Annotated in this window: 13 protein-coding genes; all 13 read left to right on the top strand. The window is 71.6% G+C overall.

Features of this window, described 5'->3' with window-relative positions:
- The first annotated feature begins 72 nt into the window (after positions 1 to 72).
- The 13 genes from Q0599_RS14840 to Q0599_RS14780 all read left to right on the top strand — a co-directional run bounded on the left by Q0599_RS14840 (position 73) and on the right by Q0599_RS14780 (position 13,354).
- Complete coding sequence (locus Q0599_RS14840) at positions 73 to 786, top strand: ABC transporter ATP-binding protein (protein WP_298830756.1); 714 nt, start codon at positions 73 to 75, stop codon at positions 784 to 786.
- 22 nt (positions 787 to 808) lie between these two features.
- Positions 809 to 1,777 (top strand): PQQ-dependent catabolism-associated beta-propeller protein, encoded by a 969-nt coding sequence (locus Q0599_RS14835; protein ID WP_298830753.1) that lies wholly within the window; start codon positions 809 to 811, stop codon positions 1,775 to 1,777.
- Positions 1,774 to 2,934: an ABC transporter substrate-binding protein gene (locus tag Q0599_RS14830; protein ID WP_298830750.1), complete on the top strand. Its 1,161-nt coding sequence runs from the start codon at positions 1,774 to 1,776 to the stop codon at positions 2,932 to 2,934. The genes Q0599_RS14835 and Q0599_RS14830 overlap by 4 nt, the downstream gene beginning before the upstream one ends.
- Positions 2,916 to 3,776, top strand: coding sequence for an ABC transporter permease (locus tag Q0599_RS14825; RefSeq protein WP_298830747.1), 861 nt, complete (start codon positions 2,916 to 2,918; stop codon positions 3,774 to 3,776). Before Q0599_RS14830 ends, Q0599_RS14825 begins: the two co-directional genes overlap by 19 nt.
- 56 nt (positions 3,777 to 3,832) lie before the next feature.
- Positions 3,833 to 4,765: a tripartite tricarboxylate transporter substrate binding protein gene (locus Q0599_RS14820; protein ID WP_298832702.1), complete on the top strand. Its 933-nt coding sequence runs from the start codon at positions 3,833 to 3,835 to the stop codon at positions 4,763 to 4,765.
- Positions 4,762 to 5,403, top strand: a complete 642-nt coding sequence (locus Q0599_RS14815; RefSeq protein WP_298830744.1) for a response regulator transcription factor — start codon at positions 4,762 to 4,764, stop codon at positions 5,401 to 5,403. The genes Q0599_RS14820 and Q0599_RS14815 overlap by 4 nt, the downstream gene beginning before the upstream one ends.
- 104 nt (positions 5,404 to 5,507) lie before the next feature.
- Positions 5,508 to 7,796, top strand: a complete 2,289-nt coding sequence (locus tag Q0599_RS14810; RefSeq protein WP_298830741.1) for a TonB-dependent receptor — start codon at positions 5,508 to 5,510, stop codon at positions 7,794 to 7,796.
- A 128-nt stretch (positions 7,797 to 7,924) separates the two neighbouring features.
- On the top strand, positions 7,925 to 8,947 hold the full coding sequence (locus Q0599_RS14805) for a MoxR family ATPase (RefSeq protein WP_298830739.1): 1,023 nt from the start codon (positions 7,925 to 7,927) through the stop codon (positions 8,945 to 8,947).
- Between the two features lie 5 nt (positions 8,948 to 8,952).
- The gene (locus Q0599_RS14800) at positions 8,953 to 9,798 is read left to right on the top strand and encodes a DUF58 domain-containing protein (RefSeq protein WP_298830736.1); all 846 of its coding nucleotides are present in this window, start codon (positions 8,953 to 8,955) and stop codon (positions 9,796 to 9,798) included.
- Positions 9,799 to 9,806: 8 nt separating this feature from the next.
- Complete coding sequence (locus tag Q0599_RS14795) at positions 9,807 to 10,709, top strand: hypothetical protein (RefSeq protein ID WP_298830733.1); 903 nt, start codon at positions 9,807 to 9,809, stop codon at positions 10,707 to 10,709.
- A gap of 70 nt (positions 10,710 to 10,779) precedes the next feature.
- Positions 10,780 to 11,829 (top strand): vWA domain-containing protein, encoded by a 1,050-nt coding sequence (locus Q0599_RS14790; RefSeq protein WP_298830730.1) that lies wholly within the window; start codon positions 10,780 to 10,782, stop codon positions 11,827 to 11,829.
- Complete coding sequence (locus Q0599_RS14785) at positions 11,820 to 12,368, top strand: MxaK protein (protein ID WP_298830727.1); 549 nt, start codon at positions 11,820 to 11,822, stop codon at positions 12,366 to 12,368. Before Q0599_RS14790 ends, Q0599_RS14785 begins: the two co-directional genes overlap by 10 nt.
- Positions 12,368 to 13,354: a VWA domain-containing protein gene (locus Q0599_RS14780; RefSeq protein ID WP_298832699.1), complete on the top strand. Its 987-nt coding sequence runs from the start codon at positions 12,368 to 12,370 to the stop codon at positions 13,352 to 13,354. Before Q0599_RS14785 ends, Q0599_RS14780 begins: the two co-directional genes overlap by 1 nt.
- Positions 13,355 to 13,356 lie beyond the last annotated feature (2 nt).

Here is a 13,356-nt window from a genome sequence, read left to right as displayed (position 1 = left end):
GGCCCCTCCGACCATGCCGCAGGAAGACATTCAGGCCCGACCGCATCGATGACGAATCAAGCTCCAGCCGCCGTGTTGCGCACGACGGGTCTGACCAAGCGCTATGGCAAGCATGCCGCCCTCGACCAGCTGACGCTCGAACTCTCGCCGGGCAGCTTCGTCGCGCTGCTCGGGCCCAACGGCGCGGGCAAGTCCACGCTGTTCCAGGTGCTCACCGGCCTGTTCGCGGCCGACGAGGGCGACGTCGAGGTGGCCGGACACTCGCTTCGCCATGCCGGCGCCGCGGCGCTGCGCCACATCGGCGTGGTGTTCCAGCAGATCTCGCTGGACCTCGACCTCAGCATCCGCCGCAACCTGCAGTTCCAGGCCGATCTGCACGGCCTGCCCGGGACCTTGGCGCGCGAGCGCATCGAGGCCGGGTGCGAACGCTTCGGCCTGCGCGACCAGCTCGATCGCAAGGTGCGCGAGCTGTCGGGCGGCAATCGCAGGAAAGTGGAACTGGTTCGCGCAAACCTGCACCAACCGGCCATGCTGCTGATGGACGAGGCGACCGTCGGCCTCGACCCGAAGTCCCGCCAGGACTTGCTCGCCGCGCTGCACGCCGACGTGCGCGAGCGCGGCGTCTGCGTGCTGTGGGCGACACACTGGGTGGAGGAGACCGAAGGCGCCGACCGCGTCCTGGTGCTGCACAAGGGCAAGCTGCTGGCGGACGGCAGCCCGAGCGCCGTGACCGAGGCGCTGGGCGAGGCGACGCTCGAAGCCGGTTTCATCGCCCGCACGCATTGACCGACGACAAGGAGACCGACCCGTGATCCTCGCCCCCCGCGCCTCGACCGCGCTCTGCCTGGTCTTCGCCGCCGCTGCCGCCGCGGCGCAGGGCACGGCCTACGTGAGCAGCGAGAAGGACGATGCGCTGACGCTGATCGACACGCAGACGCTGACGGTGAAGGGCACCGTGCCCATCTGCAAGCGCGGCCGCCACATCCAGCGCCTGCCCGACGGCAAGCTGATGGTGGCCTGCACCGACTCCAATGCCGCCGAGGTGATCGACCCCGCCACCGGCAAGTCGGTGCGCCGCGTTTCCCTGGGCGACGAGCCCGAGGCCTTCGACCTGTCGCCCGACGGCAAGACCATCTACGTGTCGAACGAGGACGAGGCCGAGGCCAGCTTCATCGACGCCGCCACCGGCAAGGTGCTGCAGTCGATCAAGGTCGGCCAGGAGCCCGAGGGGGTCAAGGTCAGCGCCGACGGCAAGACCCTGTACGTCACCTCCGAGGTGGCGAGCATGGTGCACGTGATCGACATCGCCTCCGCCAAGGTGGTGAAGAACGTCAAGGTCGGCAAGCGGCCGCGACGCATGGCGATCACTCCGGACGGCAAGGAGCTGTGGGTCACCAACGAGCTCGATGCCAGCGTCAGCATCATCTCCACCGCCGACTACAGTGTCGTCGGCTCGGTCAAGTTCACGGTCAAGGGCGCGCGCAGCGAGGACATCTCGCCGGTGGGGATCACGATGACCAAGGACGGCAAGCGCGCCTTCGTCTCGCTGGGCAAGGCCAACCACGTGGCGTTCGTCGACGTGCCCGCCCGAAAAGTGACCGACCTCGTGCTGGTCGGCAAGCGGGCCTGGAACGTCACGCTCGACAAGGCAGAGCGGCGCCTGTGGGTGGTCAACGGCCTGAGCGACGACGTGACCGTGGTCGACGTGGCCGGCGCCAAGGCGGTGAAGAGCATCCCGGTCGGCCGTGTGCCGTACGGGCTGGTGATCGTCGAATGAAGTCGCTCGCGATCGTTGTGGCTCTGGCACTGGCGGGCGCCACGGCGCCGCTGGCCGCGCAGACGCTGAAGGCTGCCTTGCTGTTCCCGGCCGACGACACGAGGCTGGAGCGTTCGCGCGCCGAGCGCGCCTACCTCGGCCACCCGACCGGGCCGGCCGAAGACGGCGTGAAGATGGCGCTCGACGAGGGCCAGTTCGAGCTCGACGCCGTCGGTGCCAAGGTGGCGCTGGAGAGCAAGTCGGCGGCGTCGCTCGAGGCGGCCCGTGCCGCGGCTGCCGCGGCCGAGAAGGCCGGTGCCGCCGTGCTGCTGGCCGACCTGCCGGCCGACTGGCTGCTGGCCGTGGCCGATGCCGTGAAGATCCCGGTGCTCAACCTCAGCGAGCCGGCCGACCGGCTGCGCGCGCAGGACTGCCGCGCGCGGCTGTTCCACCTGATGCCCAGCGAGCGCATGCGCGCCGATGCGCTGGCGCAGACGCTGGTGTCACGCAAGTGGACCAACGTGCTGCTCCTCACCGGCCCGAGCCCGGCCGACCAGCAGCGTGCCTCCACCGTGCAGGCGTCGATGAAGCGCTACGGGCTGAAGGTGGTGGGCAGCAAGCCGTTCAAGATGTCGGCCGACCCGCGCGAGCGCGACCTGGCCAACCCGCTGCTGCTCACCGCCGGCGCGCAGTACGACGCTGTCTGGGTGGTGGACAGCGACGGCGAGTTCGCTCGCACGCTGCCCTACCGCACCGTGCTGCCGCGGCCGGTGGTCGGCGACGGCGGCCTGGTGGCCCTCGCGTGGCATGCGCAGTTCGAGCGCTTCGGCGCGCCGCAGGTGTCGAGACGATTCATGAAGGCGACCCGGCGGCCGATGACGGCGCACGACTGGTCGGCCTGGATGGCCGGCAAGGCGCTGGTCGGCGCCGCCGTCGCCGCGCCCAAGGGGCCGAATGCCGCCTGGGCGCAGGCGATCGCGAAGAACCCGGTGGACGGCTCGAAGGGCGTGGGCATGACCTTCCGTCCCTGGGACGGCCAGTTGCGCCAGACGCTGCTGCTGACCGACGGCCAGGGCGTGATCTCGCAGGCGCCGATCGAAGGGCTGCTGCACCCGACCAACGTGCTCGACACCCTGGGCCACGACGCACCGGAGAAGCTGTGCAAGCAACCGCGCTGAGCCCCGCCTCCGGCGTCCGTCGCGGCCTGCCGCATGCGCTGCAGGCCTTGCGCGCCATCGTGCTGCGCGAGCTGCTGAAGTTCTCGCAGCAGACCGGGCGCCTCGTCTCGGCGCTGGTGCGGCCGCTGCTGTGGCTGGCGGTGTTTGCCGCCGGCTTCCGCAACGTCTTCGGCGTGGCGATCGTCGAGCCCTACGACACCTACATCCCCTACGACGTCTACATCGTGCCGGGCCTGGTGGGCATGGTGCTGCTGTTCAACGGCATGCAGTCGTCGCTGGCGATGGTCTACGACCGCGAGATGGGCCTGATGCGGCTGCTGCTGACCGCGCCGCTGCCGAGGGCGTGGCTGCTGTTCTGCAAGCTGTGCGCGACGGCGCTGCTGTCCGTGCTGCAGGCGCTCGCGTTCGTGGTCGTCGCGCTGCTGCTCGGCACCGAGCTGCCCGTGCTCTCGTGGACCACGCTGCATGCGCTGGTGGCGCTGCTCGCGGGCGCGCTGATGCTCGGTGCGCTGGGTCTGCTGCTGTCGGTGCACATCAAGCAGCTGGAGAATTTCGCCGGCACGATGAACTTCGTCATCTTCCCGATGTACTTCATCTCCACCGCGCTGTACCCGCTGTGGAAGCTGCAGGAGTCGGGCGCCGAGTGGGTCTACCAGCTGGCGCGCTTCAACCCGTTCACCCACGCGGTGGAGTGGATTCGCTTCGCCTGGTACGGCAAGGAACCCGGCCTGGCACCCTGGGTGGTGCTCGGGTGCCTGGTGGTGTTCTTCGGCTTTGCCTGCTGGGGCTACGACCCGCAGCGCGGCTTCGGCGGCCTGACCAAGCGAGGAGGCGGATCGTGAACCCGTCGAGATGGTCCCGTCGCCGCTGGCTGGGCGCGTCCTGCGCCGCGGCCACGCTGGGTGCGTGGTCGGTTCGCGCCAGCCAGCCGTTCCCCACCGGCAGGCCGATCATGCTGTGGGTGCCCTGGCCGGCCGGAGGCGCCACCGACATCACGATGCGGCTGCTGGCCGAACTCGCCAGCCGCCATCTCAGCCAGCGCGTGGTGGTGGAGAACCGCCCCGGCGCCGGCGGCACCATGGCCATGCCCATCCTGCAGCAGGCCGATCCCGACGGCTACACCATCGCGCAGATCCCGCAGCCGGTGCTTCGCGTGCCTTTCACGCAGAAGGTGCTGTGGGACCCGATCCGCGACGTCACCCCAATCATCCAGATCTCCGGGGTCACCTTCGGCGTGCTGGTGCAGGGCGCCAGCGCCTTCCGCACGCTCGACGACCTGTTCGCCTATGCCCGCGCTCACCCGGGCGAGCTGAGCATCGCCACCAATGGCGTGGGCACCACGCCGCACGTGGTGCTGGAGGAGCTGTTCACCGCGCGCGGCCTCAAGTACATCCACGTACCGTACAAGGGCACCTCCGAGCAGCTGCTGGCGGTGGACTCCGGGCAGGTGATGGTGGGCGTGAACTCCACCGGCTTCGCGCCCATGGTCGACAACGGCCGGCTGCGCCTGCTCGCCACCTTCGCGGCCAAGCGCTCGCCGCGCTGGCCGAGCGTGCCGACGTTGAAGGAGCTCGGCTTTCCGATCGTCGCCATGTCGCCTTATGGACTCGGCGGGCCGCGCGGCCTGCCGCCGGCGATCGTGACGACGCTGCACGATGCCTTCCGCAAGGCGATGTTCGATCCGGCCTTCGTCAACGAGATTGCCAAGTACGACCAGGAGCTCGACTACCTCGGCCCGGCCGAGTACGGCGCCTGGCTGCGCGAGCAGTATGCGAAGGAGAAGGTCGCCGTCGAGCGCATGGGCCTGTCGCGGGTGGGCACCGGGCCATGATCCGGGTGCTCATCGCGGACGACCACCCGGTGGTGCGCGCCGGCTACCAGCGCCTGCTCGAGCACGGCGGTGACATCCGCGTGGTGGCCGACGCCGGCGACGGGACGGCGGCCTATGCCGCCTGCGGCGAGCATCGGCCGGACGTGCTCGTCACCGACCTGTCGATGCCCGGCGGGGGCACGGAGCTGATCCGCCGGCTGTGCCAGCGGCACGAGGGCCTGCGCGTGCTCGTCTTCAGCATGCACGACAGCGCGCTGCTGGTGAGGCGCGCCTTCGAGGCCGGAGCACAAGGCTACATTCCCAAGTCCAGCCCGCCGCAGTGCCTGGTCGACGGCGTGCGTGCGCTGCACGCCGGGCGCCGCTACCTCGCCCCCGAACTGCCCGCCGAGCTGCTGAGCGTGCGCGCGCCCCTCGACGAAGGCGCGCGCCTCGCCTCGCTGAGCGCGCGCGAGTTCGAAGTGTTCCGCCTGCTCGCACTGGGCCACTCGGCCGGCGAATGCGCGGCAGCGCTCAGCCTCAGCGCCAAGACGGTCTCCAACCACCAGAGTGCGATCAAGGAGAAGCTGGGCGTGGCCACGTCGGCGGCACTGGCCCACCTGGCGATCCGTCACCGGGTCATTGCCTCGTCGTCGGTCTGAGGCGTGCCGGGAAGATTTCCCTGGCTTCCCGGGCCGCGGATCGGTAGCTTCGGCGCAAAGCCCGCCGCGCCCGCCCGTGACGGCGGCCATTCCGAAGGAGACCCATGCTCTGCACCCGCATGCCGCCGTGCCGGCGTCACCCCGTCGCGCTGGCCGGTCTGGCGCTGTTCGCCGGTCTCGCCCAGGCGCAGTCGCAGCAGACGAACGATGCCTCGCTGCCGCGCGTCGAGGTGGTCGGCGCCACGCCGCTGCCCGGCGTCGGCGTGCCCAGGGACCAGATCCCGTCGAACGTGCAGACGCTCGGTGACCGGCGGCTGCGACAGGCGCAGAGCCTGAACCTGCCCGACGCGCTGACCACGCTGATGCCCAGCGCCAACGTCAACGAGGTGCAGGGCAACCCGTACCAGATGGACGTCAACTACCGCGGTTTCACCGCCAGCCCGCTGCTGGGCACGCCGCAAGGCCTGTCGGTGTTCCAGGACGGCGTGCGCATCAACGAGCCCTTCGGCGACGTGGTGAACTGGGACCTGGTGCCGCGTGCGGCGCTGGCCAGCCTGACGCTGATGCCCGGCTCGAACCCGATGTTCGGCCTGAACACGCTGGGCGGCGCGCTGACGCTGCAGACGAAGAGCGGCGACAGCCACCCGGGCACCGAAGTCGAACTGCAGGCTGGCTCGTTCAGGCGCTTCAGCGGCGAGGTCACGCACGGCCGGCGGCTCGGCGAGTCCGGGCACCTGTTCCTTGCCGCGGGCTCGCTCGACGAGGACGGCTGGCGCGACTACTCGCCCTCGCGCATCCGCCAGCTGTTCGCCAAGACCGGCGCACACGGCAGCGTCGTCTCGTGGGACCTGAGCCTGACTCATGCCACGAACCGCCTGATCGGCAATGGCCCGCTGCCCGAGTCGATGCTGGCGCAGCGCCGCGAGCGCGTCTACACCCGGCCCGACATCACCGACAACGTCATGACGATGCTGGCGCTGAACGCGAGCACCGACCTCAGCAGCACGCACCAGCTCTCCGCCCTGGCCTACGTGCGGCGCTCGCGCGTCGACACGCTCAACGGTGACCTCAACGACGAGTACGACCCGCCGGTCGTCGACGATCCCGCGGTGGAGAACCGCACGCACTCGCGCCAGCGTGCCGCGGGCGTCGCGCTGCAGTCGACGCAGCGGCTGGGGGCGCAGCAGCTCACGCTCGGCGTGTCGCATGACCGCTCGACCAGCCGCTTCGAGCAGACGCAGGCGGCCGGCGCGCTGGACCCGACGCTGCTCGTCGTGCCGGGCGAGGAGCCGCAGACCGACGCGCTCGTCTCGGGCCGCAGCCGCACCACCAGCGTCTACGCGCACGACCTGGTCTCGCTGCGGCCCGACCTGCAGCTCACGCTGGCCGGCCGCTACAACGACACGCGTGTCGACACTGTGGACGACGGCCGCATCCTGCTCGGCCTGCCGACGACGCTCGATGGCGAGGGCCGCTACCGCAAGTTCAATCCGGCCGCTGGCCTGACCTGGCAGGCCACGCCGTCGCTCACCGTGTTCGGCAGCCTCAGCCAGGGCAACCGCGCGCCCAGCCCGATCGAGCTGGGCTGCTCCGACCCCGCCAACGCCTGCGTGCTGCCCAATGCGTTGCAGTCCGACCCGCCGCTCGAGCAGGTGGTCTCGCGCACGCTGGAGATCGGCGCGCGCGGCACACTCGCGCCGCGGCTGCAGTGGAACGCCGCGCTGTTTCACAGCGTCAACAGCGACGACCTGCTGTTCATCAGCAACGGCCTCGCCGCCGGCTATTTCACCAACTTCGGCCGCACGCAGCGCCAGGGTGTCGAACTGGGCCTGTCGCAGCAGGCCGCGGGCTTCGGATGGTCCGCCTCGTACAGCTGGCTGCGTGCCACCTACCGCTCGAGCGCCTGCATCGTGGCCGAGCACAACAGCACTGCCGAGAGCAGCGCGGCCTGCACGGGCGACGACGAGATCGAGATTCGGCCCGGCGACCGCATTCCCGGCCTGCCGCAGCACAGCCTCAAGCTTGCCGGCGACTGGCAGCCGGCGTCCGGCTGGAACATCGGCGCGCAGCTGCGCGCCTACTCCGGCCAGTTCGTGCGCGGCAACGAGAACAATCGTCACCAGCCCGACGGCGTGGAGTTCAATGGCAGCGGCCGGGTGGGGGGCTTCGCCGTCGTCGACCTGACGGCGAGTTGGAGACTCGGCGCGAACGTCGAGGTCTTCGGCAAGGTGGCCAACCTGTTCGACCGCCGCTACGCGACCTCCGGCCTGCTCGGCGAGAACGCCTTCGACGCCAGCGGCGCGCTGCTGGCGCCGGATGACCGACCGGCCGAGCAGTTCGTCGGCCCAGGCGCACCGCGCGCCGCCTGGGTGGGTCTGCGCATGAGCTTCTAGGCCGGACGGCGCGGCTTGTCTCTTGCTTGCCCGTGCTGGCACGGTGCGGGCCGTGCCATCGGCGAAGCATTGTGTGCCGCGTCGTGGCACCATCGCGCCGGCAACACGATGGCACGAGGAGACGACGCATGGACCGCAACGATGCGCTGCTCGCCGACTGGCGGCAGCGCGCCCTGGCGCTGGAGGCCGAGGTCGGCCTTGCGGTGATCGGCCAGGCGCGCATCCTGCGTCTGGTCAACACCGCGGTGTTCGCGCGCGGCCACGTGCTGCTGCAGGGCGACGTCGGCGTGGGCAAGACGACGCTGCTGCGCGCCTTCGCGCAGGTGCTCGGCGGCGCGTTCGCGCGCACCGAGGGCACGGTCGACCTGATGCCCAACGACCTCGTTTACTACACGTACATCAGCGAACAGGGCCGGCCGGCCGTCGAGCCCGGCCCCCTGATCCGCCACGGCGAGGACCTGGCGATCTTCTTCTTCAACGAGATCAATCGTGCGCGGCCGCAGGTTCACGCGCTGCTGCTGCGCGTGATGGCCGAGCGCAGCGTGTCGGCGTTCAACCGCGAGTTCCACTTCCCGCACCTGCTGGTGTTCGCCGACCGCAACCGCGTCGAGCGCGAGGAGACCTTCGAGATCTCCTCGGCCGCGCGCGACCGCTTCATGATGGAGATCACCATCGAGCCGCCGGCCGACGACGCGATGCGTCGCGCGCTGATGTTCGACCCGCGCTTCCACGACACCGACCGCCTCGTCGGCGCGCTGCAGTCGGCGATGGTGCCGCACCGCGAGCTCAACGGCGTGGCCGAGCTGATCCAGCGCAGCGTCCAGGCGTCGCAGGCGCTGCAGGACTATGCGCTGCGGCTGTGGCGCGCCACCGCCGAGCCGGCGTCCTTCGGCGTGACCCTGAGCGATCTCGACACCGCGCAGCTCATGCTCGCCGGTGCCAGCCCCCGCGGCATGAGCCTGCTGCTGCGTGCAGCGCGCGTGGCGGCCTGGCTGGAGGGACGCAGCTACGTCACCCCGGAGGACGTGCAGGCGGTGTTCGTCGAGACCATCGCGCACCGGCTGTGCTACCAGCCGGTGTTCGAGCTGCACCGCCACGAGATCTCGCCGCGGCTGATGGCGGCGATCCTGGCGGCGGTGGCCGCCCCCTGATCGAGATGGTTCGCATCCGGGAGCTTCACTACCGCATCGCCGGCGCGGCGACGGGGCTGTTCCCCGGGCATCACCGCAGCCGCAGTGGCGACACCGGCTTCGAGTTCCGCGGCCATGTGGCGCTGCAGGACGCACCGGACGTGCGCCGCCTCGACCTGCACGCCAGCCTGCGCGACCCCTTCGGCGGCTGGATCGTGCGGCTGCACAGCGAGCGCAAGTCGATCCCGGTGACGCTGGTCGCGGACCTGTCCGCCTCGATGGGCTTCGAAGGCGTGCCGCGCAAGCTCGACGTGCTGGCCGACTTCACCGAAAGCCTGGCCTGGTCGGCATGGCGCACCGGCGACAGCTTCGGATTCGTCGGCTGCGACGAACGCGTCCGCACCGACCTCAGCCAGCCGCAGACGCGCACCCGCGGCGCCGGCGTGGCGCTGGCGCGGCGCCTGCGCGCCCTGCAGCCGCAGGGGCGTTCGGCCGCCGGCCTGCGCGACGCGCACCGCCACCTGCCGCGGCAGCGCACGCTGGTCTTCCTCGTCTCCGACTTCCACCTTCCGCTGGCCGAGCTCGACGCGGTGTTCGACAGCCTCGCCGCGCATGACGTGGTTCCGGTGGTGCTGTGGCAGCCGGTCGAGTTCGCGCTCGGCGCGACGCGCGGTCTCGCCCAGGTGCGCGAGCCCGAGAGCGGCGTGGTGCGCTGGCTGTGGTGGCGACCGGCGCTGCGCGAGCGCTGGCGGGCCGCGCACGACGAGCGCCGCGATGCGCTGCTGCGGACCTTCCGCAGCCGGCGGCTGGCCCCCCTGTTCATCGAAGGCGCCTTCGATGCCGACGCGGTGACGCGTCACTTCCTCGCATGAAGGTGTGGATGGCATGGCCGATCGTGCTGCTGTGCGGCGCGCTGGCCGGCTGCGCACGCGGGGCCGACGTCGCGACGCTGCACGTGCAGGCGAGCGAGCCGCGCGCCTTCGGCTACCAGGTGGGCGACCATGTGCAGCGTCGCGTGACCGTGCAGGTGCCGGCGGGCTGGACGCTCGACGAGGCCTCGGTGCCCCGGCCCGGCGGGCGCGGCCTGGCGCTGGAGCTGCGCGCCGTGCGCCAGCGCGAGAGCGCGGTGCCCGGCGGACGGCGCATCGAGTTCGAACTCGACTACCAGGTGTTCCTCGCGCCGGCAGCGCCGCGGACGGTGGAGATCGCGCCCTTCCGTCTGAAGTTCGACGCCGCTGCACGCAGTGAAGAGGCGTTGGTCGAGGCCTGGCCGGTGACGGTGGCGCCGCTGGCGCAGGTCGAGGCGCCCGTAAGGCGCGGGCTGGGCGAACTGCGGCCGGACCGGACCCCGCTGCCGCTGGACACGGCGCCGCTGCGCCAGCGGCTCACCGTCTACGCCACGGCCGCCGCGCTGCTGGCGCTGGCGCTGGCCATCGCCTACCTCGGCCCGCCCTGGCGCGCCGCGCGCAACCAGCCCTTCGGGGTGGCCTGGCGACGGCTGCGCGGGCTGCCCGCGCAGCCCAGCCCGGCGCAATGGCAGCAGGCCTGCGTGCAGCTCCACGAAGCGCTCAACCGCAGCGCCGGCGAGGTGCTGTTCGAGCGCGGTCTGGACGGTTTCCTCGCGCGCCGCCCCGGCTTCGCGCCGCTGCGCGACGAACTCACGCGCTTCCTGCGGATGACGCGCGCGCAGTTCTTCGGCGGTGCGCCGCGTCACGCCGATGACGGGCGCTGGCTGGTGGCCCTGTGCCGCCGCTGCCGCGACGCCGAGCGGGGACTGGCATGAGCGTCGCGCGGCCGCTCCGAGGACGCTCAGGCCCACCGGGAGGGGCCGCCTGCAGGGCCAGGGGGGCCGCATGAGCTGGATCGGCTTCGACGACCCCTGGGTGCTGTGGCTGTTGCCGCTGGCCGCGCTGCCGCTGTTCGCCCCCGCGGGCACGCCGCTGTCCAATGGCTGGCTGGCCTTCGCGCCGCGTGACCGCGCCTCGGAGGCCGTCGGCTGGGCGCTGCGCGGCGCCACCTCGCTGGCGCTGGCCGCCCTGCTGTTCGCCTTGTCCGGACCACACCGTCCCGAATACCACGTCGAGAAGGTGGGGCAGGGTGCCGAGATCGTGCTGCTGCTCGACCGCAGCCGCAGCATGGACCAGGGATTCGCGGCGGGCACGGCGCCGCCGAAAGCGGCGGCCAACAGCCCGGAGATGCTCGAGTACTACTTCAGCCAGTCGCCGGCGCGGCTGCGCGAGCCCAAGGGCAAGGTGGCGCGACGGCTGCTCGCCGAGTTCACCGCGCAGCGTCCGGACGACCGCTTCGCGCTGGTCGCCTTCAGCACGCTGCCGATGCGCGTGCTCGACTTCACCGCCAGACGCGAGGTGATCCAGGCGGCCATCGACGCCGGCAACATCGGCCGCGGCCTGTCGGAGACCAACATCGGCCGGGCCCTCGAGGTCGGGCTGGAGATGTTCGAGGGCCGGCCGTACAACGGCTCGCGCATCATCATGCTGGTCTCCGACGGCGGCGACCGCATGGACCCGGACACACGCGAGAAGCTCTCCAGGATGGCGCGCCGGCAGCGCGTGTCGATCTACTGGCTCTACCTGCGCTCGGCCAACAGTCCGGGCCTGACGCTGGCCGACGGTGATTCCGCGGCGGCCGCCGAGAGTATTCCCGAGATCCTGCTGCACGACTTCTTCAACTCGCTGGAGACGCCGTACCGGGCCTACGAGGCGAGCGACTCGCGTGCGCTGCAGCGCGCCATCGACGACGTGAACCGCCAGGAGAAGCTGCCCATCACCTACGACGAATTGGTGCCGCGGCGCGAACTGGCCCCCTGGGCGCACGCGCTCGCACTGGCCGCGGTGCTGCTGCTGCTCGCCGCGCGCCTGACGGAGATCCGCCGATGGGCCTGATCAAGCGGCGCACGATGCTGAGACTGGCCTGGGGCGCGCTGGGCGCGCTGGCGGTGCTGGCCGCTGTGGACGGCTGGCGGCTGTGGCGCGACGAGCGGCTGAACGCGCAGATCGCGAGCGGCACGCTGGCGCCGGAGTCCCCCGAGGACCGCCCCGAGCTGCGCTTCGCCCATGCCTACGCGCAGGCGGCCAGCGGCGCCACCGAGGCGGCGCTGAACCGCTACGGCGCGCTGCATGCCGACACGCCGGTCGGCCAGGCGGCGCGCTACAACGGCGCCAACCTGCTGATGCGCCAGGGGATGGCGCTGCGCGCCGGCGCGCAGCCGGGGCAGGCGCTGGCGCTGATCGAACTGGCCAAGGAGGGCTACCGCGAGGTGCTGCGTCACGACGCCGACGACTGGCCGGCGCGCTACAACCTGGAGCGCGCGCAGCGCCTCGTGCCCGATCCGGAGGAGGTCGACGAGGAACCGCCCGAAGCCAGGCGCAGCGCGGAGCGCGCCGCGACGACGATGCGCGGCTACTCGCCGGGGCTGCCTTGATGCGGCGCGAGACGGTGATGCCGGCGCTGGCCGCGCTGCTGCTGGCGGCCGGCTTCCTTCAGCCGACGCTGCCGTGGAAGCGCTCGCTGTTCGAGCACGTGGTGGTGATCGACATCACGCAAAGCATGAACGTGCAGGACCAGCAGGTCGACGGCAGGCCCGCCTCGCGGCTGGCATTCGCCAAGCAGGCGCTGCACGAGGCTCTGCCGGACCTGCCCTGCGGCTCCACGCTGGGCTGGGCGATCTTCACCGAATACCGCAGCTACCTGCTGTTCACGCCGGTGGAGGTGTGCGCCAACCGCGCAGAGCTGCGCGCCTCGCTGGCCAGCATCGACGGCCGCATGGCCTGGTCGGGCAACAGCGAGATCGCCAAGGGCCTGCACAGCGGCATCGTCGTCTCGAAGGCACTGCCCAGCCGGCCCTCGCTGGTGTTCGTCACCGACGGGCACGAATCGCCGCCGCTCAACCCGCGCCACCGCCCGCGCTTCGACGACGAGTCCGGCGAGGTGGCCGGCGTGGTTGTCGGCGTCGGCGAAGCGAAGCCATCGCCCATCCCCAAGCTGGACCCGCTGGGCCGGCCGCTGGGCTTCTGGGGGAGCGACGAGGTGGCGCAGGTCGACCTGCACAGCCTCGGCCGTGGCGGCAGCGTCGGGCAGGAGACGATGGTGGAGGAGGGCAGCGCCCCGGCCGGCGCCAGCCTCGGTGCGACCCCCGGCAGCGAGCATCTGTCCGGGCTGCGCGAGCCCTACCTGAGACTGCTGGCCGGCGAGAACGGCTTGGCCTACCACCGGTTGCGCAGCGGGTCGGCGTTGTCGCAGGTGCTGCGCGACCCGGCGCTGGCCAGACCGGTGGGCGTGCGGGGCGACTTGCGCCTGCCGCTTGCGGCGCTCGCCGCCCTGCTCCTGCTCGCGCCACACGCCGCTGCGTTGTGGTCACTCCGGCGGCGGCCCGGCCCGACAAGGCGGGCGGCGGCGAGAGGCGGCTGAGC

Origin of the sequence: uncultured Piscinibacter sp. (genome assembly GCF_937952055.1) — a bacterium.
In the GTDB taxonomy this organism is placed as follows: domain Bacteria; phylum Pseudomonadota; class Gammaproteobacteria; order Burkholderiales; family Burkholderiaceae_C; genus Piscinibacter.
The sequence above is the reverse complement of the archived record's forward strand: the minus strand, read 5'-3'. Positions and strand labels throughout refer to the sequence as shown.